Below are 22,214 nucleotides of genomic sequence, written 5' to 3'. Positions count from 1 at the left end.
ATGCAACGAGGAGGGCGGCCCAAGGGCCGCCCGGGCAGCGCCGCCATAGCGGGCGCCGATCGGTCATGGCCTTCGTTGGTCGTGGAGACCATGCCCTTGGGTACGCTGCAACCATCCCGCGGCATTGGTTACGGCTACAACGGCAAATCACCGCCATTACCGACGGCACCACAGCAGGCCGCCAGACCCGCAGCATGGGCTACGACGGTCTGGACCGGCTCACCAACACCAGCTCGCCGATGTTCGGCGCGGCCGGCTATGCCTACGACACCGCCGACAACCTGGTGCAGGCAACGGTGAGCGGTGGCAGCCAGCCCCGGACCCACTACTACTGCTACAGCGCCAGCACCAACCGCCTGGACTTCGTGCGCACGGGGCCCAGCTGCAGCACCAGCCCGGCGGCTATTGCCCTGGCGTATGACGTGCAAGGCAACCTGTCGGTCAAGAACGGCGCCAGCTACGCCTTCGATGTTGGCAACCGCCTGCGCAGCGTGGCGGGGCTGAGTTACCGCTATGACGGTCTGGGCCGGCGGGTGCGGCAGGACAGCGGCGGCGGGCAGCGGAGGTACAGCATGTACGCGCAGGACGGCCGGGTGGTGTGGCAGCGGGACGAAGTGGCGGGTCGGCGGATCAACAACGTGTACTTCGCGGGCAGTCTGCTGGCGGAGCTCAGCCGGCCGCTTGGATCGGAGACGGCGACGGTGAGTTATGTGCACACGGATGCGCTGGGCAGCCCGATTGCGAAGACGAACAGCGCGGGCGCGGTGATCGAGACCAGCGAATACGAGCCGTACGGGCTGCTGCTGAACCGGATCAATGATGATCGGGTGGGCTACACGGGGCACGTGATGGATGCGGCGAGTGGGCTGATTTACATGCAGCAGCGGTATTACGATCCGCAGATCGGGCGGTTCCTATCCGTTGATCCGGTCACGGCTTACGAGAAGCCGCTGACCAACTTCAACCGCTACTCCTACGCCTTCAACAACCCATATCGGTTCAGCGATCCGGATGGGCGTGATGGGGTGCCGATTGTCTTCCCTGATTACAAGATCACAGTCGGGCCACTTAAGGTTCCAGGGCTTGGTCACGCAGGCGTGCTTCTCATTGATAACAAAAATGGGCACACCAAGTACTACGAGTACGGTCGTTACGACAAAGGTGGGAAGGGCATCGTTAGAACCGTGCCTGTTTCGAATGTGACTATGGGTAAGGATGGGAAGCCAACCCCGCAGTCTATGCAAAAGGTTTTAGGGCAAATATCAGAAAAAGCTGGTCATGGAGGTGCGATCCAAGGCGCCTACGTGAAGAACGATAACTTCGCTGCAATGCAGGGGTATGCAGAAGGACGGATGGCGCAAAACTCCGACCAAAATCGCGAGGGCTATTCGCTGACATCGAATAACTGCGCAACCTTTGCGACCAGCGTCATCAATGCGGGCGATTCATCATTCAAAAGCTCGGCGGTTGTCCCTACGAGCGCTGTAGGCGATTGGCAGAGTGGCCATGAAAAGGTGACTTATGATCCGCCCGAAAAAAAGCAGAACTAATGTCGTGTTGTTTTGCCTTGTCTCTGTTGTTGCAGGGTGTGGCACTTCGCCTATTCCTTCACGGCCTGGCACTGTTCCAATGGCAGCAAAATGGGTGGGTGGTGAAGATGGCGGCGTATGGGTCGATTGCGACCAAGTGGCGTTAAATGTTGTGAAGTGCCGAGTCTTTTCCGAAGATGGAAGTTCGGTTCTTCAGGCTGGTGAGTATCGGTCTCGACAGAAATTAGAACCGTCCGATCTTGCCGCATTTGATGGAAATACCTTGCTCACACGAAACGAGGTGCTGAGTTACAAGCCAGGATTAACGGATCCAGATTCGCCGCCTGATCGCCCATAACGCACAAGGCCCGCAACACAAGTTGCGGGCCTTGTTGTTTTTGGGTTGTGGTGCGTGGCTACTGATGTGCGGCGATGACCGAATCCAATACCTGCGAGATGGCGCGCAGAAGTGGTCCCCGCTGGAAACGCGGCAGCGGGTTTGCATAGCATAAAACGCAGTGGGTGATTGGGTTGCCGTTGTTTCTACTTGGCAATGCCAAGGAACACGGCCAAACAACGCTCAACCTCCACCAGTGCATCAACATCAATGCGCCCGAAGGCTGGCCCCACCTTATCGCGCTTCACGGTCATGGCCTTGTCCACCATGACCTGCGAAGGCTTCTGCAAGCCGTTCCCGGCGTCCGGCTGAACCGTGATGCGCAACAAGGGTGCAGCCACAAGCGTACTCGTCACCGGCAGCACGGTTACAGTGACGTGCTCGTCGAACTGGTCAGCCTGAATCACCAAGGCGGGCCTTGGCTTGCCGAAGTCGCCCTGCATGGTGATGGTTACGAGATCGCCTCGCCTCATTCCGTCCAGCCGTCCACGTCAGCCAAGGCTTCATCCATGAAGTGCTGCATATCGGTGTCGGCCTTGTCAGCCTCAGCGGCAAGGCGCGACTGACGGCGACATTCCTCAGCGAAGTTGGGACGGCGGGTATCCGGCACCCAGAGCTGCACCGGGCGCAACCCTGCCATGCGCAGGGCGTCGCGGTGCTTCTGAACTCTTGAATTGACGTGTGCCATGTTGGCCTCCTTGTTGTTACATGCAACACTCTACGGCCTTCATGTGTTACATGCAACAGAGCAAGAGTGACCTGCCCGGTCATCCCCCGTCCAATCGCTGACGTCAAAAGTGGAGCTTTCTCGGAAGCTTCTCCAAGCACCGCCTTCCTCGTCAGTGCGTGTGGCTCACTTCGCCGCGGGTGTCTCGCGGACCGGCAGCGGGACGTTGCACAGGTCGATGTGGCCGGCGGGCTGGGTGTAGAAATCGTCCACCCGGTTGCGGCGTGCCTCGGTGGCGTCGATGAACGCCTGGCTGTCGGTGCGCAGCAGTTGCAGCGGGGTGCGCTGGGCCTCGGGCACCTCGCTGGCCAGCTTGATCGACAGGATCGGCGCGCGCTGTTCGGGCTTTGCATAGAAGCCCATCGGCGCGGGGCCGCGCGGGATCACGCTGAGCAGCTCCATGCCTTTGACCACCCGGCCGACCACGCTGAGCTGGTGGTCCAGCGCACGCGGCGCCTGGCCGATCACGACGTAGAGCTCGGCGCCGATGCTGCTGTCCGGCGGGGTATTGCGGCCGGCGCCGACCATGCCGTAGCAGTGGGCCAGCCAGACCTTGCCGGTGTTCGGGTCGCGTGCGGCGGGAAAGCCGTCCACGAAGCCGACCTGCGGTGCCCAGCCGTCCACGTCCGGCAGGCGGTCAAAGCGCACGCCCTGGTCGCTGCGGGTGAATTCCGCCGGCAGGTGGGTGCGGGTGCCGGCGGGGTAGGGCTTGGCCTTGCCGGCCTCCTCGCCCTCGGCGTCGCCGAACTGCACCACGAAATTGTCCTGCGAACGGTAGATGGTCAGGCCGTCCCAGAACCCGCCCTTGGCCATCGTCCTGATGTTCGCCACATGCTCCGGTGCAAAACCGGGGGCCAGCTCGATCACCACCCGCCCAGCGGGCAATTCCATGTACAGGGTGTTGGCCGGGTCGAGGTCACGCCAGGCGCTGGCCGGTGCGGCGTCGATGATCTCCTGCGCGGACTTGCGCTTGGGGGGCGCGGCGCCATCCGCGGCGTGCAGGTTGCAGGTCAGCAGGGCAAGCAGGGCGGTGGCAAGCAGGGGGGCGCGCATCGTCGGGCTCCGGTGGGCAGGTGCCCAGCATAGCGCGGCGGATGGCGCCCTCAGCGCTTGCGCATGGGCTTGCTCTGCGTCGTCGTCGCGGTGGATGCAGGTGGCGTCGTGCCGCGATGGGCGGCGATGAAGGCGCGCACCTGCGGATAGACCTGGGTGCGCCAGCGGCGGCCGCTGAAGATGCCGTAGTGTCCGGCACCTTCTATGGTCAGATGCTGGCGGTCGGCCTTGGGAATGCCGGTGCACAGGGCGTGCGCGGCGCGGGTCTGGCCCTGGCCGGAGATATCGTCCAACTCGCCTTCGATGGTCAGCAGCGCGCAGCCATGGATCTTCGAAGGATCGACGCGCTCGCCGGCCACGTCCCATTGCCCGCGCGGCAGCAGATGCTCCTGGAACACGATGCGGATGGTGTCCAGGTAGTACTCCGCCGGCATGTCCAGCACCGCGTTGTATTCGTCGTAGAACCGGCGGTGGGCCTGGGCATCTTCCAGATCGCCCTTGACCAGATCCTGGTAGAAGTCCCAGTGCGACATCAAGTGGCGTTCCGGGTTCATCGCCACGAAGCCAAGATGCTGCAGAAAACCGGGATACACGCGGCGGCCGGCGCCGGGGTAGTTGGCCGGCACGGTGTGGATCACGTTGTTCTCGAACCACCACAGCGGCTGGCGGGTGGCCAGGTTGTTGACCGCGGTGGGCGACTGCCGGGTGTCGATGGGGCCGCCCATCATGGTCATCGAGCGCGGCACGGGTTCGCCACGCGCGGCCATCAGCGAGACGGCCGCCAGCACCGGCACGGTGGGCTGGCAGACGCTGATCACATGCAGGTCATCGGTGCCGATATGGCGGATGAAGTCCTGCACGTAGCCGATGTAGTCGTCGAGGGTGAAGCTGCCTTGGGCGGCCGGCACCATGCGCGCGTCGGTCCAGTCGGTGATGTAAACCTTGTGGTCGGCCAGCAGCGTGCGCACGGTGTCGCGCAGCAAGGTGGCGTGGTGCCCGGACAGCGGGGCCACCACCAGCACGGTGGGGTCGTCCTTCATCCGCGCCAGGCCGTCGGCCTGGTCGTGGTAACGCTTGAAACGCAGCAGCCGGCAGAACGGCTTTTCCAGCGCCACCCGTTCCACCACCGGGATCGGCAGGCCCTCGACCTCGATCTGGTGGATGCCGAATTCGGGTTTCTCGTAGTCCTTGCCCAGCCGGTACATCAATTCGCAGGCGGCCGCGGTGCGCTGCGCGCCGGGCAGCATCGACAGCCAGCTGTCCTGCGCGGAATACATCTTCGCGCCGGCATCGGCCCAGTAGGCGTAGGGCGCAAGGCCGGCCCGCCAGAGTTCGTGCAGTTGGTACAGGAGCATGGTGGTGAGTCTTGCGTTGCGCCCGGTTTGCGGCACTGCAGCATAACGCATCGGCCTCGTGGCGCCGTGACGGCTGTCGCGGCTCGCGCCTTCAGTCCGGCAGTTCCAGCGCGGTCGCCTGCGGTGCCAGCGCCGGCGACAGCCAGCAGTGCGAGCCCAGCGGGCGCAGGCCCAGGGCGCGCAGGCGGTTCCGGTAGAACGCCGCCGGCCGCTGCTTGAAGTCGTGCTGGTCGCCTTCCGCGCCGTCGCCGCGGGCGAATACCTCGATGAACGCGACGCCGCCGCACAGTTCCGCCAGTGCCGGCAGCCCGCGATCCAGTTCGCGCGCGTCCAGATAGTGCAGCACATCGCTGCACACCAGCAGGTCGGCCGGCGGGCAGGGGCGCAGCTGGGCGAAATCGCCGAAGCGGGCGTGGTGCAGGTTGCGCCGTCGGCCGTGGCGGGCGATGGCATAGTCGCTGCTGTCGAACCCCATGTACCGGACCTTGGGTCGCAATTTCAGCAGCGGCGCGCGCCAGGCGCCCTCGCCGCAGCCGATGTCCAGCACGGTGCGGATCGGGCGTTCGAGGTGGTACTCGGCGGTGGCCACCGCCAGCGCCACCTTGCGGGCCAGCCGCGCGGCGTGGCCGATGCCGCCATCGCGGTACCAGCGGTCGAAGTAGGCGCGGTCATAGAGCTTGGTCATCGTGGCATTCTACGGATGCCTGCCCGACATCCGATGTCCGCTGCGGGCCGCTTGCCAACCAACCCGGGACTTCACATGGCCTATCTGCTCACCAAGACGTTCCACCTGGTGTTCGTCATCGCCTGGATGGCGGCGGTGTTCTATCTGCCGCGGATCCTGGTCAATCTGGCCGAAGTGGGCGATGTGCCTGCCGTGCGAGAGCGCCTGCTGCTGATGGGGCGCCGGCTGTACCGCTTCGGGCACGTGATGTTTGGCATCGCCTTCGTGCTGGGGCTGGCACTGTGGCTGCACTTCCACATCAGCGGCGGCTGGCTGCACGCCAAGCTGGCACTGGTCGCCCTGTTGCTGGTGTTCTACATCATCACCGGGCGCCAGCTGAAAGCCGTGGCGCAGGGCAAGGCGTTGGCCTCGCCGTACGCGCTGCGCTGGTTCAATGAACTGCCGCTGCCGCTGCTGGTGATGGTGGTCTGGCTGGTGCTGGCCAAGCCGTTCTGAACGGTCTGACGGAACGGCGTGAGCAGCGGACTCAGCGTGCGGGCGCAGGCGGCGTGGCAAAGGCGCCGGGGTTGGGCAGCGCCACCGGTACGCCGTTGCCGTCGCACAGCCCCTGCGCGCACAGCGCCTGGCGCAGGCGCGGGGTGGCCTGCAGCAGGATGTGGTAGATCGCGTTTTCCTCCAGCGAGCCGCGCACCGCGCTGCTGCCGGGGCCGCTTGCCCAGATGCCGACATCGTCGCCGCCGTGGGTTTCTGCCCGGGTCGGGACGAGGGCTTCCTGCATGTAATCGGGGTCTTCGGTGTCGGTATTGGTGAGGTCCGGGCGGCCATTGCGGGCGGCGCGGACGTCCTCGGCGTTGTGTTCGAAGCGCTTGGGGCCTTCCGGCTGGCGGGCGCTGGCGCCGACGTAGCCTGGGCCGTTGGCGTAGCTCAGGGTGGTGTAGGGGAGCCCGGTGGCGTCCCGCGCCAGCTGGTGCGGGTCGCTGTCCTCGCCACTGCCGCCACGGACCTTGCCCAGCACCGGGTTGCCGCGCGCCGGATAGCCGGCAAAGCTGAGCGTGTGCGCATGATCGGCGGTGACCAGGATCAGCGTGTCCTGCGCCGAGGTCATCTCGGTGGCCACCCGAACCGCGTCGGAGAAGGCGATGGTCTCGTCCAGCGCGCGGTAGGCGTTGCCGGCGTGGTGGGCATGATCGATGCGGCCGCCTTCCACCAGCAGCACATACCCATGGGGATCGCGCGCCAGCCGGGTGATGGCGGCGCGGGTCATCTCCGCCAGCGAGGGCTCGCCAGCGCGGTCCTGCGGGCGATCGTGCTCGAAGTGCATGTGGTCGGGTTCGAACAGCCCCAGCAGCGGCCGGTCATCCGCTGCCGCACGCAGTTGCGCCGCGTTCCAGACATACACGCCGCCCGGATGGCGCTGCTGCCATTCGGCGACCAGGTCGCGGCCGTCCAGCCGCGCGCCGACCTTGTCGTCGTATTCGGGGTCGCGCTGGCTGGCCGGCATCAGGTTGCTGCGGCCACCGCCCATCAGCACGTCCGGGCCGCGGCCGTAGGGGGTTTCGATCATCTGCCGGGCAATGTCGACGCAGCCCTCGGCCTGCGCTTCGGGCGGCAGGTCGGCATCGCTCTCCCAGTTGCGGTCGGCGCTATGGCTGTAGGTGGCCGCCGGGGTGGCATGGGTCACCCGGGTGGTGGTGACCACGCCGGTGGCCATGCCGGCGGAAGCGGCCAGTTCCCACAGGGTCAGCAGCGGCGTGGCCAAGGCGGCCTTGCAGTCCCCGCGTGCGGCGTCCTGGCCGATGCTGAGCACGCCGATCCGGGTCTTGGCGCCGGTGGCGATGGCGCTCATGGTGCCGGCCGAGTCTGGCGTCTGCGAGTTGGTGTTGTAGGTCTTGCTGAGGCCGGTGGCAGGGAAGCCCTCCCAGGCCAGCCGGTTTTCCTCGCCGCTGCCGCCCTTGCGCTGGCTTTCCAGGATGCGTGCGGCGGTCACCGTGGCAATGCTCATGCCGTCGCCGAGAAAGACGATCACGTTGCGGGCGCGGCCCTGCATGGCGCCCCGCTCAGCCGCCTGGGCGGCGCCGTCGCGATACCACCAGGCCGGGGTTTCACCCTGTGGGCGGGCGATGGCGGGCACGTCCACATGCACGGCCATCGAGGGCGGCGGGGCGGGTGGGGTGGACGGAGTGCCGGCACAGGCGGCCAGCAGCAGGCCACAGGCGAGCGGCAGCAGACGGACGGGGGTATGCGGACTCTTCATCACGCCATTATCACGGGTTGGGGTGGCGATTGCATGGCGGCGCGGGTTTCAACTGCCGTGGCCGGCCAGGGTCGGGTATCGTGGTGGCCTGCCCGATGCCCGGATGGCCCGCATGTTCGACTGGTGGTTCCGCATCAAGTTCTGGAAGCGCGTATTGCTCGGTTTCGTGCTGGGCGCGCTGGCCGGCTGGGCGTTCGGCAAGGACGCCGAGGTGTGGTTCGGGCCGCTGGGGGATCTCTATGTCACCCTGATCTCGATGATCGCGGTGCCGCTGGTGTTCTTCGCGGTGATCAATGCGGTGGCTTCGCTGAGCGGGAAACAATCGATTGCCGCGCTGGCCGGCCGTACGTTCCTGTGGTTTGCCCTGACGGCGGTGCTGGCGGTGGGCGTGGGGTTGATGTTCGGCTGGCTGCTGCAGCCTGGCAGCGGCGTCGGTCAGTTGCGCATGGCGGCCGACTACACGCCCAAGGACGTGCCCGGCGCCGTCGACATGCTGCTGAACCTGGTGCCGGCCAATCCGTTCCAGGCACTGGGCGGTGCGGCTACCGCCAAGCTGGCCGATGGCACCAAGGTGCTGGTGCCGCGCAGCGGCACGGTGCTGCAGGTGATCTTCTTCGCCGGCCTGGTCGGCTTCGCGATGGTCAAGCTGGGCGACAAGGTCGCCGGCGTGCGCAAGCTGGTGGGCGAAGCCAGCGAGCTGATGATCCAGGTCACCCGCTACGTGCTGGAGTTCACGCCGCTGGGCACGTTCGGCCTGATCGCCGCGCTGGTGGGCGGCTATGGCTTCGAGCAGCTGCGCCCGCTGTTGAGCTTCGTGGTGGCGCTGTACCTGGCCTGCGCCTTCCACATCGTGGTGGTGTACAGCGGCTTGCTGCTGGCACATGGCCTGAACCCGCTGAAGTTCTTCCGCGGCGCCGCGCCTGCGATGGAGGTGGCGTTCGTGGCGTCCAGCAGCTTCGCCGCGCTGCCCGCTTCGCTGCGCAGCGCCACCCACAACCTGGGGGTGGACCGGGACTATGCCGGGTTTGCGGTGCCGCTGGGGGCGACCATCAAGATGGACGGCTGCGGTGCCATCTATCCGGCACTGGCCGCAGTGTTCATCTCGCAATACGCCGGCATCGAGCTGTCGCTGGCGCAGTATCTGATCATCGCCCTGGCCTCGGTGCTGGGCAGCTTCGGCACCGCCGGGGTGCCGGGCACGGCGGTGATCATGGCCACCGTGGTGCTCTCCGCGGCCGGGCTGCCGCTGGAGACCATCGGCTACCTCTATGCCATCGACCGCGTGCTGGACATGATGCGCACCATGACCAACGTGACCGGCCAGGTCCTGGTGCCGGTGCTGGTGGCGCGCGAGACCGGGATGCTGGATCGCACCACCTACGACGCCGCGCCGACCAATCTCGGCGTGCGCGAGGGCGACGCGGCCGAGCAGCCCTGACGCCCGCTGGTCGGGGGCCATCAAGCGCACGGGGCCGGGAGCCGTTAATCTGGTGTGATGACTGAAACTCCGCCCCCTTCCGAGCAGGACGTGGCCGATCTGGACGGCTACTACGACAAGTTCTACGTCCACGACGCGACCGAAATCCGCCATCACCTGCAGCGCATGGCGGGCGAGCGCTGCGCGTTGACCGTGCGCGCCGAGGGAAGCCTGGACACCATGGCCACCCTGCTGCTGAAGGTCGATGAACGTGCCCTGTGGATCGACGTGCCATCCAGCCGCAAGCTGCTGGACGTCTGGATGGCTGCCCACTTGCTGCGGATCGAAGGCAGCCTGGACCGCGCCGCGCTGCGGTTTTCCAGCGGCCCGGCCCGGCTGGATACCTACGGAGACAAGCCGGCGCTGCGCCTGCCGATCCCGCAGCGCATGCTCTACCTGCAGCGGCGCGAGTTCATCCGTCGCGAGCCGCCGTTCGGGGCATTGGCCTGCCTGCTGCACCTGCCGGAAACCGAGCGCGAGGTGGAAGCCACGATTCGCGATATCGGTGGCGGCGGCCTGGCGATCGTGGCCACCCGCTCGGCCGTGCAGTTCCAGGTGGGTGACCTGCTGCGGGGGTGCCGGATCGAGTTGCCCGACGTGGGCGAGGTGGAGGTCAACCTGCAAGTCCGCCATGTGCTGCTGCGAGGCCATCTTGGCTATGACGTCGCGCAGGCCGGCTGCGAGTTCGTGGACCTGACGCCAGCGGTGCAGCGCAAGCTGTTCCGTTACCTGCTGCAGCTGGACCGCGACCAGCTGGCGCGGCGGCGCGCGCTGGAATAACGCACGCCAGCAGCAGGGCGGCCCGCCTTGCAGAGGACACAAAAAAACCCGCCGCTGGCGGGTTTCTTGTTGCGTCGTCAAGGCGGTGCCTGTTCGAAGCGTGGTGCCCAGGAGAGGACTCGAACCTCCACGGTTTTACCCGCTAGTACCTGAAACTAGTGCGTCTACCAATTCCGCCACCTGGGCCGGTGGTGAGGCGCGCATTCTCCGGGCACAAGGCGAGGCTGTCAACAGTTTTTTGCGAACGATTCCGGTGGGTGCTGCAGGCCTGTACCATCGCGGCATGAGCAAACCCCCAAGCAAGCGCGGCCCAGGTCGCGGCAAGGCCTCCGGCGGTGCATCGTCCGGTCCCGGCAAAGCGTCCCGCGGTGGCGGCAAGGGCGGGGGCAAGCGCCCGCCGTGGATGCCCGAGCCTGTAGCGGTGCCGGCCCATCAGCGCCGGCAGGGCCCGCCGCCGGCCGCGCCCATCGCCGATCCCCATGCCCAGCGCGAGGCGCAGCGCTACGCCCAGCCGATTGCCAGCCGCGAGATGATCCTGCAGGTGCTGGCGGCCCAGGACGGTCCGATGGACGACACCGAACTGGCCAGCAAGCTGGGACTGACCGCGCCGGATCGGTTCGAAGCGCTGCAGAAACGCCTGTCGGCGATGCTGCGCGACGGCCAGCTGCTGCAGAACCGCCGGGGCGGTTACGTGCCGGCGGCGCAGGCCGAGCTGATCGCCGGCACCGTCATCGCCAACCCGGACGGGTTCGGCTTCCTGCGTCCGGAGAAGGGCGGCGACGATCTGTTCCTGCCTCCCTACGAGATGCGCAAAGTCACCCACGGCGACCGCGTGCTGGTCAGTATCACCGGCATGGACCGGCGCGGGCGTGGCGAGGCGACCATCGTCGAGGTGCTGGAGCGCCGCCTGACCCGCCTGCTGGGCCGCTATACCGAAGAACTGGGCATCGCTTACGTGGTGCCGGACGACAAGCGCATCCAGCGCAATGTGTTGATCCCGCAGGACGCCCGCAACGGCGCACGCGCCGGCCAGCTGGTGGTGGCCGAGATCCTGCAGCCGCCGGAAGCGCACCGTCCGCCGATCGGACGAGTGCTGGCGGTGCTGGGCGACAAGCTGACCGCCTCGCAGGCCGTGGAGGCGGCCATCCACGGCCACGATATCCCGCACGCGTTCCCGCCCGAGGTGCTGGCGCAGGCCACGGCGGTGCCGCTGGAGGTGCAGCCGGCCGATGTCGCCGGGCGCGTTGACCTGCGCGGCGTGCCGCTGGTGACCATCGACGGCGAGGACGCCAAGGACTTCGATGACGCGGTCTGGTGCGAGCCGAACAAGGACGGCTTCCGCCTCATCGTGGCCATTGCCGACGTCTCGCACTACGTCCGCCCCGGCACCGCGCTGGACGACGAGGCGCAGCTGCGTGCCACCTCGGTGTACTTCCCCGCTTTCGTGGTGCCGATGCTGCCGGAGACCCTGAGCAACGGCATCTGCTCGCTCAATCCAAAGGTCGATCGCCTGTGCTTCTGCTGCGACATGCAGGTGGGGCGCGACGGCAGCGTACGCGAGTCGCGCTTCTACGAGGCGGTGATGCATTCGCACGCCCGCTTGACCTACACCGACGTGTGGAACGCGGTGGGCGAGGGCATCCCGGAGGACGACCACGCGGCGGCGCTGGCCAAGATCGGCCCGCTGCTGCCGCAGGTGCAGCGCCTGCACCAGCTCTACAAGGTGCTGGACAAGGCGCGCGCCAAGCGCGGCGCTATTGAGTTCGAGAGTGGCGAAGTGCGTTTCGTGCTGGATGCCCAGGGCGTGGTGACCCAGGCCGGCATGCTCCAGCGCAACGACGCCCACAAGCTGATCGAGGAATGCATGATCGCGGCCAATGTGCAGGCCGCGCTGTTCCTGCTTGATGCGCGTATCCCGGCGCCTTACCGCGACCACGACAAGCCGCCGGAATCCAAGTACGCCGACCTTGAGGAGTTCCTGAAGGAATTCGCCCTGCGGCTGCCGCCGTGGAGCAAGGTCAAGCCCAAGGATTTCCGCAACCTGCTGGAGAAAATCCGCGAACGGCCCGATGCCGCGCTGCTGGAGTCGGTGATCCTGCGCAGCCAGTCGCTGGCGGTGTACGCGCCGGACAATATCGGCCACTTCGGGCTGGCGCTGGAGGCCTACGCGCACTTCACCTCGCCGATCCGCCGCTACGCCGATCTGCTGGTACACCGGGCGATCAAGCATGCGTTGCGTGGCGGCAGTCCCGAGACCTACGAATACTCGCCGCACGACATGGCGGCGTTGGCGCTGCAATGCTCCGAGCGCTCGCGCCGGGCGGACGAGGCCCAGCGCGAGGTCGACGAGCGCTACCGCGCCGCATGGATGGAAGGCCACGTCGGCAAGGAATTCGACGGCACCATCAGCGGCGTCACCAGCTTCGGCCTGTTCGTGGAACTGGACGACTCCAAGGTCAACGGGCTGGTCCACGTCACCCAGCTGCCGCGCGATTTCTATCACTTCGACGCGGTCCGCAAGACGCTGACCGGCGAACGCCGTGGCCACACCTACCGACTGGGGGATCGCGTGCGGGTGGTGGTGCTCAAAGCCAGCGTGGAGGAGCGCAAGATCGACTTCCGCCTGGCCGAGGAGGACGCCGGACTGCCGCCGGCGCCAGAGCGCGGCAAGCCGGCCAAGCGTGCCAAGCGGCCGTACTGAGGGCGGCCGCTCCGACAGCGGCCATGCTCCGGGGCGGTGCCTGCCGCGGTGTGCCGTGGTGGCCGGCATGCCGCGCAGGTGGCCTTGCGGCACAATGTGCGCATGAGTAAATCCTCCCAATGGATCGTCGGCCTGAACGCGGTGGCTTCCGCGCTGGAGCACGATGCCGAACATGTGCGCGAAGTGCTGCTGGAAGCCGGCGGCAAGAATCCGCGCATCACCGAGATCGAGCAGCAGGCGCGGCGCAAGGACATCGACGTGCGCCGGGTCGCCCAGCAGGCGCTGGACGGCGTGGCCGGCGGCGTCCGCCACCAGGGTGCGGCGGCGCGCTATGCGGCGGCCAAGACCTGGGACGAGCACGAGTTGCCGGCGCTGGTCGAGGCGGCCGAGGGCAAGGCGCTGCTGCTGGTGCTGGACGGCGTGCAGGACCCGCACAACCTGGGCGCCTGCCTGCGCAGTGCGGCCGCGGCGGGCGCCACTGCGGTGGTCATTCCCAAAGACAAGGCGGTGCAGGTCAACGCGACGGTGCGCAAGACCTCCGCCGGTGCGGCGGACACGCTGCCGATCTTCAGCGTGACCAACCTCTCGCGCACCCTGCGCGATCTGCAGAAGGCCGGCGTGTGGATCTACGGGCTGGCGGGCGAGGCGGACGCGTCGCTGTATGCCATCGATCTCAAGGGCAACGTGGCGCTGGTGATGGGCAGCGAGGGCGAGGGCCTGCGCCGGTTGACCCGGGACAACTGCGACGGGCTGGTGAAGATTCCGATGCCGGGCGGGTTCGAGAGCCTGAATGTCTCGGTGGCCAGCGGCGTCGCCCTGTTCGAAGCAGTGCGGCAGAGGAGCGCGTGATGGCACTGAATCTGGCGTGGTACGACTGGGTGGGCATCGCCGGCACGCTGGCCGTGCTGGTGGCCTTTTTCCTGCTGCAGGCCGGGCGGCTGTCCGGCACCGGCATCGTCTACCAGCTGCTGAACCTGTTCGGTTCCGGCGGCGTGCTGGTGTCGCTGCTGGGCAAGTTCAACGTCTCGGTGTTCGTGCTGGAGGCCACCTGGATGGCCATCAGCGCCTACGGCATCGTGCGCACCTTCAAGGCCCGCAGCGCCCCCAAGGCCCCGTAGGCCCCGGCGTTCAGGCATCGCCCGACGCAGGCCGCTGCAGGGGCCAGGCGTTGGCGATCGCGCAGAACAGCCTGGCGGTCTGCAGCGTGTCGTACACCGCCGAGTGTGCTTCCTTCGGGTCCCATCCCAGGCCCGCGGCCATCGCCGCGCGCGCCAGCACGGTCTGCCCATAGGCCAGGCCGGCCATGGTCACCGTATCGAACACGCTGAACGGGTGGAACGGGTTGCGCTTGTGCTGCACCCGTGCCACCGCGGCGTTGAGGAAGTTGAGGTCGAAGTGGGCGTTGTGGCCGACCAGGATGGCGCGCTGGCAGCCATGCTTCTTCACCGCGGCGCGGACCGGCACGAAGATCGCATCCAGGCCGGTGCGTTCGTCCACTTCGCCGCGCAGTGGATGGCCGATTTTGATGCCGGTGACTTCCAGTGATTTCGGGTCGATCTCGGTGCCGGGCGCCGGTGCGATGTGGGCATGCGCGACTTCGCCTGGCACATAGCGGCCGGCGGCATCGAGTTCGATCGGTACCGCAGCGATCTCCAGCAGGGCATGCCGATTCCAGTCGAAGCCGCCGGTTTCCACGTCCACCACCACGGGCAGGTAGCCGCGAAACCGGTCGGCCATGGGCGGGAAGGTGAGTGCGTCGTGGGGTTCCGTCATCCGCAAAGACTAGCAGAGGCGCCTGCGGGGCTTTTGCGCGTCAGTTACGTGCCGCGTCTCGTGGCCGTCCTTCCAGCAGTGCCAGCAGGGCCGGCAACAGCAGCAGCACCAGCGGCACGGCGGCGGTGAGGCCAAAGATGATCGCGGTCGCCAGTGGCTGTTGCAGGCCAGCGCCCCGGCTCAGCCCCAGCGCCAGCGGGCTCAAAGTGAGGATGGCGATCAGCGCCGACATCAGGATCGGGCGCAGTCGCTTTTCGCCGGCCAAGGCCAATGCCTTCACATCAAGAGATACGGAAGTGGGCAGTTCCGACAGATAAAACACGATCAGTTCGGTGACCATGCCGACCACCATGGTCAGACCCATCAGCGCGGAGACATCCAGCTCGATGCCGGTCAGCCACAGCCCGATGAAGACGGCGCCGGCGCTCAGCAGGACGGTGACCATCGCGGCCAGCGTCCACCGCAGCCGTTCGAACAGCAGGGTCATCAGCAGGGCAGCCAGCAGCAGTGCAGCGGCAAAGACCATCGCCATGTCGGCAAAGCTTTGCTGCTGCTGGGCGTACTGGCCGCCGTATTCCACCCGCAGCGTGGAGGGCAGGTGCAGGCCGGCCACGCGCTTGCGCACGTCGGCCATGGCCGAGCCGAGATCGCGGCCCTCCAGGCGCGCAGTGACATCGACGAATGGCGCCAGATCCTCGCGGGTCAGCTGTTTCTGTCCCGCCACGATGGTCACGTCGGCGATTTGCGACAGGCGCAGCAGATGGCCATCGCCAGCGGTCAGCGGCAGCTGGGCCAGCAGCTGCGCACGCGCCCGCACATCGGCTGGGCCGCGCACGCGCACATCGATCATCTGCGTGCCGATCCGCACCTGGGTGGCGATGCTGCCGCCGACAAGGCTCTCGATCTGGTCGGCGATCTGGGCGGGGTCGAGACCGTGCAGGTTGGCCCGGGCCGGGTCGACGCGGATCACGATGGCATCACCGGCCACCCGCAGGCCATCGACTACTTCCACGACACCCGGGATCTGGCCGATCGCCGCCGCCACCGCACGTGCCGAGCGCGCCAGCAGGACCGGATCATCCCCGAACAGCTTGATTTCGATGGGCTGCGGCACGGCGGTCAGGTCGCCGATCAGGTCTTCCATCAGCTGTGCAGTCTCCACCTGCAAGCCGGGGACTTGATCGGCGATTTTCTGGCGGATCTCCGCCATCACGTCTTCGATCGGCCTGCGCGATCCGCTTTTGAGGCGGATGAAGTAATCGCCCTCGTCGGCTTCGGTCAGGCCGCCGCCCAGCTGCAGGCCGGTACGACGCGAATAGCTGGCCACGTCCGGTGTGGCGCGGATGATGGCTTCGACCTGCTGCAGCAGACGGTCGGTATCGGACAGCGCTGCGCCGGACTGGGCCTTGTAATCCAGAACGAAGCCGCCCTCGTCCATTTTCGGCATGAAGCCGGATGGCACCGAGTACCACGCCAGTGCTCCGGCCAGCGCCAGCAGACCGGCCGTGACAGCGACGTAGCGTGCCGGATGGGCCAACCAGTGTTGGAGGACACCGTGATAGCGATGGATCAGGCCGCCCAGCCAGCCGCTGCTACGTTCGGCCAGCTCGGCGTCACGCGGGCGCAGCCAGTACGCACACAGCAGCGGGATCAGCAGGCGTGCATACAGCAGCGAAATCACCAGCGCGGCCACCATGGTCACCGCCAGCGCCTTGAAGAAACCGCCACTGACACCGGCGATGAAGGCCAGGGGCAGAAAGACCACCAGCGTGGCGGCGGTCGATCCGACCAGTGGCCTGGTCATTTCCGTAGCAGCGGCGAGAACCGCGTTGGCATTGCGGGCGACGCCTTCCTGCATGCGCCGCATCACGTGTTCCAGCATCACCACGGCGTCGTCCACGATCAGCCCGACCGCCGCGGCCATCCCGCCCAGGGTCATCATGTCGAAGTGCATGCCCAGCGCGTACAGGATCAGGCTGGCACCGGCCAGCACCGCAGGAAGCACCAGGGCGGTGATCGCCATCAGCCGCCACGAGCGCAGGAACAGCCACAGCACCAGTCCTGCCAGCAGCGCCCCGAGCAGGATGGCATCACGGACCGCCACCGCTGCGCCCAGCACCAGCTCGGACTGGTCGTAGAACGGGGTGACCTTGACGCTGGGCGGCAGCCCCAGTGCGTTCAATCTGGCCTGGCTGTCGCGGACGATGCGGACGGTATCGCCGCCGAGCGCCTGGCGGATGTTGACCAGAACCGCTGGCCGACCGTCACTGTTGACCAGGGTGTAATTGGGGGCAGCCGCGGACTGGATCCGTGCGATATCGCCCAGCATGACCTGCCCGGCGCCGGCGCTGTCACCGCGCTTGATCGGCAGCCGGGCCAGGTCATCGGCCGTGGCCAGCCGGTGCTCCGCCAGCACGAGGTAGAGCCGATGGCGGTCCTGCAGCCGGCCAACGCCGCGAACCAGATTGGCCTGGGCCAGAACGCGGCTCACCGCATCGATCGGTATGCCCAGCGCCGCCAGCCGGCCTGGGTCGATCTCCACCACGAACTCGCGCGGTGCACCTCCCAGAATGTCCACGCCCGCCACGCCCGGTGTGGCGATCAGTGCCGGCTGTAGCCGCAGTTCGGCCAGTTGGCGCAGGGCCTGGGGATCCATCGACTCCGATGTCAGGGCCAATCCCAGCACCGGGAACAGGCTGGGATCCGAGCGCCGCACCTCATACCGGATACCGGCGGGCAGGGTTGTTGCGAGGGTGGCCAGGGCACCCTGGGTGGCCAGCGTGGCCGCGGTCATGTCCTGACCCCAGGGGAAGTTGAGCGCGATTTCCGCGGAGCCTCGGCTGGTCGTGGAGCGGATGTGGGCCACGCCTGGAACCGAGCGCAGGGCAAGCTCCATGGGCCGCGTGATTTCGGCCTCCATTTGCGCAGGATCTCGTTCACCGGCATCGATCGCCACCAGCACCCGCGGGTAATCGATTTGCGGGAACAGGCTGACCGGCATACGCAGCGCACCGGCGACGCCACCCAGCGTCAGCAGCAGAAGCCCCAGCCACATGCTGCGTGCGTGAAGGGCCAGACGCGCGCTCATGGGCTGCGCACCCGCATGCCGTCTTCCAGTGCCGTGCCGCCAGCGATGACGACTGTCTCGCCAGCGTGCAGCCCGCGCAGGATCGCAATCTGCCGTCCATCCCCCGGCCCGGTCTGCACGTCGCGCCGGTGGGCCAGCCCATCCTTGACCACGTAGACGTAGGCCTGGCCGGCATCGTCAAGCAAAGCGGCATAGGGCACCAGCACGGCATCGTGAGCGCTGTCCACGCTCACCTGCGCCCGCAATGGCTGGCCTGGCATCGGCATCCGTTCGGCTGGGATTTCGACCAGGAACGAAGCGAGCAGAGTCTGCGGATCCCGGGCCAGGCTGATGCTGCGGATCGGGCGGGAATAACTCGGACCGCCGCTGTCGGTGTCCAGGGTGACGGGCAGACCAACCCGCAGGCGTTGCGCCAGGGCCGGGTCGATCCCGAACCGGGCCAGGGCGGCACCCCGCCGGCTCAGCAAGGCCACGGTGGCACCGGGTTGCAGCAGGTCGCCGACATTGACCGCGATGCGTTCGACATCGCCATCGACAGGGGCGCGTAGTTCCAGGTGCTGCAGCCGTTGTTGCAGGGAGTCGCGCAGGGCGCGGGCTGCCTGGGCATGCGACTGCGCGGCTTCAACATCGGCATCGCTGCCCAGGCCGTCGGCGCGCAACCGCTGTGCGCGGGCCAGGGCCTGGGCGGCGGCTTCGGCATCAGCGACCGCAGCCTGCCATTGCGCCCGGGTGGCGGGGCTAGGGTCAAGCAGCACAATCCGGTCGCCAGCGTGAACTTCGCTGCCGGCAGGCGCATCGATGCGGCGCACGATGGCCTCGATGGGTGCGGCCAGCATCTGCTGGCTGTCGCTGCCGCGTTCCACCTGGCCGTATGCGGTGTAGGGCTGGGCGACAGCGCCGCGGCGGGCTTGGGCCGTCGATACGGTGGCGACTGGGGTTGCCGTCGGTTCGGTCCCGTCATTGCTGCTGGTACAGGCCGTGGGCAGCAGGCAGCACAGCATTGCGATCAACACGGTTCTCATTGCAACTCCTGAAACAACGGGACGCCGCACAGCAGTTCGACGGCGAGCGTCTGTTCGGCGATGGTCTGCTCCAGCTGGACGATCAGCAGGTTGCGGTCGCGCCATGCCTGCTCGATCACCAGGGCTGCAGCGGCGGGCAGATCGCCACGCGCCTGTGCCGCCTGTGCCGCCTGTGCGCGCTGCTGCAGTGCTTCGGCATCCACGCGGGCCTGGGCCAGTTGGTCACGGGCCTGCTGCAGGGCAGTCACTGCGGCATCCAGGTCGGCTCGGGTCTGGAACAGACGCGCTTCGTAGTCGGCCTTGAGTGCGCTGCGGGTAGCGCGTTCGATGGCAATGTCGCCCCGGTTGCGGTTCCACAGCGGCAGGGTGAAATCCACGGCGGGTCCCAGCAGCAGGTTGCCCGCAGAGTCGCGATTGCCGTTGATGGTGAGGTTCAGGGTAGGGAACTGGCGCTGCACCGCCAGCCGCACGCTGGCTTCCTGGGCATCGTAGCCGGCACGCAGGGCGGCCAGATCGGCACGCTCGCGTCGTGCCAGCTCGAACAGGCGCGCCGCCGTTGGCGGAGGCGGCGGCAATGGCTGTGCGGCCAGCGGCAGCACCCTGTCGGAAGGCAGGCCGAGCAGTCGGGCAAGGGACTGCTCGGCCTGCTGCAATTGCTGGCGGGCATCGCGCAGACGCGTGTCGGCGTCGAAGGCCGTCAGTCGCAGTGCCTGTGCCTCGCTGTTGGCCAGGTCGCCACGTGCAGCAGCGCGTAGTGCCTGTTCGGCCTGCATTCGTGCCGCTTGGGCGCCGGCTTCAAGCAGGGGCAGTTGCCTTTGCAGGCCGAGGATGCGCACCGCTTGCAGGCGGGCCTGACCTGCGGTTTGCCATTCCGCCCAGGCCAGGTCCAGGCGCACACTCCGTGCCCGGGCGATGGCTTGGGCGCGGGTCAGTGTCCGGTTGCGCAGTGCGTTCAGATCCAGCCCCAGCGCTGCCGTTAGATTGAGCAGGGTATCGGGGCCGCGCAGTACCCGGTCGGCACCCAGGCTGAAGCTGGGATCGGGCAGAAGGCCAGCGGCAAAGACCTGGGCATCGGCAACGCCCGCGTGCGCGCGCAGGGCGATCAGGTCGGGGTTGTTGAGCACCGCCAGGGTGGCCACCGCATTGGCGTCAAGAGGGGCGTCCAGGTCGATCCGTGCCGGTGTCAGCCAGGAGCGGGTGATCGCCTCGGCGCGACGCTGCAGGATCTCGGCTGCCGGGAGTGCCAGCACGGCCGGATCGTTGCGCAGTGGATCCGGGGCGTAACTGGCGCAACCGGCCAATAAGGTCAGCACGAGCAGGGCACGCATGCGCAGGGGGGTCATCGTTCGGGCTCCTGCAGAGGCAGTTCCAGACAGGCGCACAGGCCTGGCCGGGCATCGGTCAGGGACAGCCGGCCGCCGTGGGCGCGCGCAATGGCATCGACCAGGCTCAGGCCCAGCCCGTGTCCCGGGCTGCTACGTGCGCGATCCAGACGCACGAAGCGCTGGCGTACCCGGTCACGATCCGCATCCGGGATGCCCGGGCCATCGTCGCAGACGGCAATCCGCAGGTCCCCGTCTTGCCGGCGGGCATCCAGATGGATGTGGCAGCCGGAAGGCGTATGCCGCAGTGCGTTTTCGATCAAGTTCAGCACGGCCTGCGCCAGCAGCTGGCGATCGCCGTGAAGCCGTAATCCGGGGGCGATTTGGGCCTGGATCGCGTGACCGCTGTCTTCGGCCGCCGCGGCGACGGATTCGGCGAGATCGGTCAGCAGGTCGGAGACATCCACCGTGGTGAAGTGGCTGGCCAGTGTTCCGGAATCGACCTCGCTGACCCGCAGGATCGCATCGAACAGACCCAGCACTTCCTCGGTCTGCTCCACCGTGCGATCGATCAGGGCATATCGGCGAACCGGATCATCGATTGTCCGCAAGGCATCCAGCGAATGCCGCAGACGCATCAGCGGGGTGCGCAGATCATGGGCAAGATCGGCACTGACTTCGCGCAACTGGCCGACGAGTGCGGAGATCCGATCCAGCATGGCGTTGAGCGAGGCTGCGGCCCGATCGAACTCGTCGCCGGCCGGGCCGATGCGTGCGCGGGTGGTCAGGTCGCCGCGCATCACGGCCGTCGCCGTGGCCTCCAGTGGTGCCAGCCGGTTTTGCAGGTAGCGCGCCAGCAGCCAGGCGGCAACGGCACCGAGCAACAGCAGAGCGATGCCCGTGACCAGAAACATGCCGAGCAGCGTGCGGTCGATGACTTCCAGCGATTCCAGATCGGCTGCCACCACCAGGCGGTTGCCATCCGGCAGCACGCTGACCAGCGCCAATGCCGGATCCGGCCCTTCGCGCGGATCGGCCAGCAGGATGCGCTGCCAGCCTGGGGCGGGCATCACGGTTTCGATATTGCCGCCCAGGCGCTGCCCCTGCGGCGAAAACAGCGCAGCACCCTGGGGCACGGGGCCGGCGCCGTGCAGCCGCGTCATCACCTGGATGACACCGCGCACGCCATCGTTGCGGTAGTCGCTGCGCAGGGTGTCGGACAGTTGCAGCAGATTGGCCTGGATCTGGCGCTGCAGTGCGGCGTGGGTGGCGTAATGCACCGCCATGCCCAAAGGCAGCAGAGCCAGCGCATACAGCAGCAGCCCGAACAGGGCGATGCGGCGTGCTGCGCTGGACGGCTGGCGATGCGGCTTCATGTCGTGCGGATCCGGTAGCCGGCGCCACGGACGGTTTCGATGGCATCTTCGGCAAAACCATCATTGAGTTTGGCGCGCAGGCGGCTCATGTGGGTTTCGACGATTTTGGTCTGCGGGTCGAAATGGAAATCCCATACGCGCTCCAGCAGCATGGTGCGGGTGACCACGGCACCGGCATTGCGCAGCAGCTCTTCCAGAAGCCGGAATTCGCGGGGCTGCAGAGCCACCGGCCGGCCCTCACGCCGCACCTCGCGGCGCAGCAGGTCCATCTCGATGCCGCCTGCCTGAAGGTGGGTGGCGACGGTGACGGGCGCACGGCGCCGGGCCAACGCCTGAACCCGCGCCGCCAGCTCGCTGAAAGCAAACGGCTTGACCAGATAATCATCGGCACCGGCGTTCAGGCCCTGTACCCGGTCTTCGATCCTGCCCAGCGCAGTCAGCAGCAGCACCGGGGTCGCCACCGCGCCGGCGCGCAAGCGTTGCAGGACCTGCAGCCCGTCCAGACCGGGCAGCATCCGGTCCAGCACGATCACGTCCAGCATCTCGCCAAGCGCCAGATGCAAGGCGTCCTCGCCGTTGGTCACGGCGAGGACGGTGTGGCCTTCTTCACGCAACCCGCGCGCCACGAACTGGCAGGTCTGGTTATCGTCTTCGGCCAGCAGGATGCGCAGCATC

The 22,214-nt window shown here is 67.4% G+C and carries 19 protein-coding genes and 1 tRNA gene; 7 read left to right on the top strand and 13 right to left on the bottom strand.

The window, feature by feature from the left end; all coding sequences use genetic code 11:
- The first annotated feature begins 65 nt into the window (after positions 1–65).
- On the top strand, positions 66–1,550 hold the full coding sequence (locus ACK4SG_RS02170; protein ID WP_409599240.1) for an RHS repeat domain-containing protein: 1,485 nt from the start codon (positions 66–68) through the stop codon (positions 1,548–1,550).
- Positions 1,551–2,072: 522 nt separating this feature from the next.
- Here the strand turns inward: ACK4SG_RS02170 and ACK4SG_RS02165 are convergent.
- From ACK4SG_RS02165 to ACK4SG_RS02145, 5 genes are all read right to left on the bottom strand, one after another.
- Positions 2,073–2,399: a type II toxin-antitoxin system PemK/MazF family toxin gene (locus tag ACK4SG_RS02165; protein ID WP_409599238.1), complete on the bottom strand. Its 327-nt coding sequence runs from the start codon at positions 2,397–2,399 to the stop codon at positions 2,073–2,075.
- Positions 2,396–2,566 carry an antitoxin MazE family protein gene (locus tag ACK4SG_RS02160; RefSeq protein ID WP_409599707.1) on the bottom strand — a complete coding sequence of 57 codons (171 nt, stop codon included), beginning with the start codon at positions 2,564–2,566 and terminating at the stop codon, positions 2,396–2,398. The genes ACK4SG_RS02165 and ACK4SG_RS02160 overlap by 4 nt, the downstream gene beginning before the upstream one ends.
- A gap of 213 nt (positions 2,567–2,779) precedes the next feature.
- Positions 2,780–3,706 (bottom strand): peptidylprolyl isomerase, encoded by a 927-nt coding sequence (locus ACK4SG_RS02155; protein ID WP_409599236.1) that lies wholly within the window; start codon positions 3,704–3,706, stop codon positions 2,780–2,782.
- 50 nt (positions 3,707–3,756) lie between these two features.
- A complete protein-coding gene (locus ACK4SG_RS02150; protein ID WP_409599705.1) occupies positions 3,757–5,097 on the bottom strand; it encodes a polyhydroxyalkanoate depolymerase in 1,341 nt (446 codons plus the stop codon).
- 55 nt (positions 5,098–5,152) lie between these two features.
- Entirely contained in the window at positions 5,153–5,746 is a 594-nt protein-coding gene (locus ACK4SG_RS02145) for a class I SAM-dependent methyltransferase (protein ID WP_409599234.1), read from the bottom strand.
- A gap of 75 nt (positions 5,747–5,821) precedes the next feature.
- Here ACK4SG_RS02145 and ACK4SG_RS02140 point away from each other — a divergent pair, with 75 nt between their 5' ends.
- Complete coding sequence (locus ACK4SG_RS02140) at positions 5,822–6,241, top strand: CopD family protein (protein WP_409599232.1); 420 nt, start codon at positions 5,822–5,824, stop codon at positions 6,239–6,241.
- Positions 6,242–6,272: 31 nt separating this feature from the next.
- Here the strand turns inward: ACK4SG_RS02140 and ACK4SG_RS02135 are convergent, their stop codons facing one another.
- The gene (locus ACK4SG_RS02135; RefSeq protein ID WP_409599230.1) at positions 6,273–8,000 is read right to left on the bottom strand and encodes an alkaline phosphatase; all 1,728 of its coding nucleotides are present in this window, start codon (positions 7,998–8,000) and stop codon (positions 6,273–6,275) included.
- Positions 8,001–8,112: 112 nt separating this feature from the next.
- Here ACK4SG_RS02135 and ACK4SG_RS02130 point away from each other — a divergent pair, with 112 nt between their 5' ends.
- Together ACK4SG_RS02130 and ACK4SG_RS02125 are read left to right on the top strand one after the other, a co-directional pair.
- Positions 8,113–9,438, top strand: a complete 1,326-nt coding sequence (locus ACK4SG_RS02130) for a dicarboxylate/amino acid:cation symporter (RefSeq protein ID WP_409599703.1) — start codon at positions 8,113–8,115, stop codon at positions 9,436–9,438.
- Between the two features lie 57 nt (positions 9,439–9,495).
- Entirely contained in the window at positions 9,496–10,257 is a 762-nt protein-coding gene (locus ACK4SG_RS02125; RefSeq protein ID WP_409599228.1) for a flagellar brake protein, read from the top strand.
- 101 nt (positions 10,258–10,358) lie between these two features.
- Here the strand turns inward: ACK4SG_RS02125 and ACK4SG_RS02120 are convergent.
- Positions 10,359–10,443: transfer RNA gene (locus ACK4SG_RS02120), tRNA-Leu, on the bottom strand.
- A 97-nt stretch (positions 10,444–10,540) separates the two neighbouring features.
- Here ACK4SG_RS02120 and rnr point away from each other — a divergent pair.
- From rnr to ACK4SG_RS02105, 3 genes are all read left to right on the top strand, one after another.
- Positions 10,541–12,958, top strand: coding sequence for a ribonuclease R (gene rnr, locus ACK4SG_RS02115; RefSeq protein ID WP_409599226.1), 2,418 nt, complete (start codon positions 10,541–10,543; stop codon positions 12,956–12,958).
- A gap of 102 nt (positions 12,959–13,060) precedes the next feature.
- Positions 13,061–13,807 carry a 23S rRNA (guanosine(2251)-2'-O)-methyltransferase RlmB gene (rlmB, locus tag ACK4SG_RS02110; RefSeq protein ID WP_409599224.1) on the top strand — a complete coding sequence of 249 codons (747 nt, stop codon included), beginning with the start codon at positions 13,061–13,063 and terminating at the stop codon, positions 13,805–13,807.
- Positions 13,807–14,076, top strand: coding sequence for a CBU_0592 family membrane protein (locus ACK4SG_RS02105; protein WP_409599222.1), 270 nt, complete (start codon positions 13,807–13,809; stop codon positions 14,074–14,076). The genes rlmB and ACK4SG_RS02105 overlap by 1 nt, the downstream gene beginning before the upstream one ends.
- A 10-nt stretch (positions 14,077–14,086) precedes the next feature.
- Here the strand turns inward: ACK4SG_RS02105 and rnt are convergent, their stop codons facing one another.
- Genes rnt through ACK4SG_RS02075 form a run of 6 tightly spaced genes read right to left on the bottom strand, consistent with a single transcriptional unit; the run spans position 14,087 to position 22,213 of the window.
- Positions 14,087–14,731 (bottom strand): ribonuclease T, encoded by a 645-nt coding sequence (gene rnt, locus ACK4SG_RS02100; RefSeq protein WP_409599220.1) that lies wholly within the window; start codon positions 14,729–14,731, stop codon positions 14,087–14,089.
- A gap of 40 nt (positions 14,732–14,771) precedes the next feature.
- Positions 14,772–17,819, bottom strand: a complete 3,048-nt coding sequence (locus ACK4SG_RS02095; RefSeq protein WP_409599218.1) for an efflux RND transporter permease subunit — start codon at positions 17,817–17,819, stop codon at positions 14,772–14,774.
- Positions 17,816–18,841: an efflux RND transporter periplasmic adaptor subunit gene (locus tag ACK4SG_RS02090; RefSeq protein ID WP_409599216.1), complete on the bottom strand. Its 1,026-nt coding sequence runs from the start codon at positions 18,839–18,841 to the stop codon at positions 17,816–17,818. The genes ACK4SG_RS02095 and ACK4SG_RS02090 overlap by 4 nt, the downstream gene beginning before the upstream one ends.
- Positions 18,838–20,184, bottom strand: coding sequence for a TolC family protein (locus tag ACK4SG_RS02085; protein ID WP_409599214.1), 1,347 nt, complete (start codon positions 20,182–20,184; stop codon positions 18,838–18,840). Before ACK4SG_RS02085 ends, ACK4SG_RS02090 begins: the two co-directional genes overlap by 4 nt.
- Positions 20,181–21,539 carry an ATP-binding protein gene (locus ACK4SG_RS02080; RefSeq protein ID WP_409599212.1) on the bottom strand — a complete coding sequence of 453 codons (1,359 nt, stop codon included), beginning with the start codon at positions 21,537–21,539 and terminating at the stop codon, positions 20,181–20,183. Before ACK4SG_RS02080 ends, ACK4SG_RS02085 begins: the two co-directional genes overlap by 4 nt.
- The gene (locus tag ACK4SG_RS02075) at positions 21,536–22,213 is read right to left on the bottom strand and encodes a response regulator transcription factor (protein WP_409599210.1); all 678 of its coding nucleotides are present in this window, start codon (positions 22,211–22,213) and stop codon (positions 21,536–21,538) included. Before ACK4SG_RS02075 ends, ACK4SG_RS02080 begins: the two co-directional genes overlap by 4 nt.
- Position 22,214: the final 1 nt, after the last annotated feature.

Source organism: Thermomonas sp. (assembly GCF_046293095.1).
Lineage (GTDB): Bacteria > Pseudomonadota > Gammaproteobacteria > Xanthomonadales > Xanthomonadaceae > Thermomonas.
Note: the sequence above shows the minus strand (reverse complement) of the source record. Positions and strands in the feature narration are given on the sequence as shown.

Bases quoted from the DNA above. Each gene is read 5' to 3' on its own strand.
- ACK4SG_RS02135 (WP_409599230.1), bottom strand. From the start codon at position 8,000: ATGAAGAGTCCGCATACCCCCGTCCGTCTGCTGCCGCTCGCCTGTGGC.
- ACK4SG_RS02095 (WP_409599218.1), bottom strand. From the start codon at position 17,819: ATGAGCGCGCGTCTGGCCCTTCACGCACGCAGCATGTGGCTGGGGCTT.
- rlmB (WP_409599224.1), top strand. From the start codon at position 13,061: ATGAGTAAATCCTCCCAATGGATCGTCGGCCTGAACGCGGTGGCTTCC.
- ACK4SG_RS02125 (WP_409599228.1), top strand. From the start codon at position 9,496: ATGACTGAAACTCCGCCCCCTTCCGAGCAGGACGTGGCCGATCTGGAC.
- ACK4SG_RS02080 (WP_409599212.1), bottom strand. From the start codon at position 21,539: ATGAAGCCGCATCGCCAGCCGTCCAGCGCAGCACGCCGCATCGCCCTG.
- ACK4SG_RS02170 (WP_409599240.1), top strand. From the start codon at position 66: ATGGCCTTCGTTGGTCGTGGAGACCATGCCCTTGGGTACGCTGCAACC.
- rnt (WP_409599220.1), bottom strand. From the start codon at position 14,731: ATGACGGAACCCCACGACGCACTCACCTTCCCGCCCATGGCCGACCGG.
- ACK4SG_RS02140 (WP_409599232.1), top strand. From the start codon at position 5,822: ATGGCCTATCTGCTCACCAAGACGTTCCACCTGGTGTTCGTCATCGCC.
- ACK4SG_RS02075 (WP_409599210.1), bottom strand. From the start codon at position 22,213: ATGCTGCGCATCCTGCTGGCCGAAGACGATAACCAGACCTGCCAGTTC.
- ACK4SG_RS02155 (WP_409599236.1), bottom strand. From the start codon at position 3,706: ATGCGCGCCCCCCTGCTTGCCACCGCCCTGCTTGCCCTGCTGACCTGC.
- rnr (WP_409599226.1), top strand. From the start codon at position 10,541: ATGAGCAAACCCCCAAGCAAGCGCGGCCCAGGTCGCGGCAAGGCCTCC.
- ACK4SG_RS02165 (WP_409599238.1), bottom strand. From the start codon at position 2,399: ATGAGGCGAGGCGATCTCGTAACCATCACCATGCAGGGCGACTTCGGC.
- ACK4SG_RS02090 (WP_409599216.1), bottom strand. From the start codon at position 18,841: ATGAGAACCGTGTTGATCGCAATGCTGTGCTGCCTGCTGCCCACGGCC.
- ACK4SG_RS02160 (WP_409599707.1), bottom strand. From the start codon at position 2,566: ATGGCAGGGTTGCGCCCGGTGCAGCTCTGGGTGCCGGATACCCGCCGT.
- ACK4SG_RS02130 (WP_409599703.1), top strand. From the start codon at position 8,113: ATGTTCGACTGGTGGTTCCGCATCAAGTTCTGGAAGCGCGTATTGCTC.
- ACK4SG_RS02145 (WP_409599234.1), bottom strand. From the start codon at position 5,746: ATGACCAAGCTCTATGACCGCGCCTACTTCGACCGCTGGTACCGCGAT.
- ACK4SG_RS02085 (WP_409599214.1), bottom strand. From the start codon at position 20,184: ATGACCCCCCTGCGCATGCGTGCCCTGCTCGTGCTGACCTTATTGGCC.
- ACK4SG_RS02105 (WP_409599222.1), top strand. From the start codon at position 13,807: ATGGCACTGAATCTGGCGTGGTACGACTGGGTGGGCATCGCCGGCACG.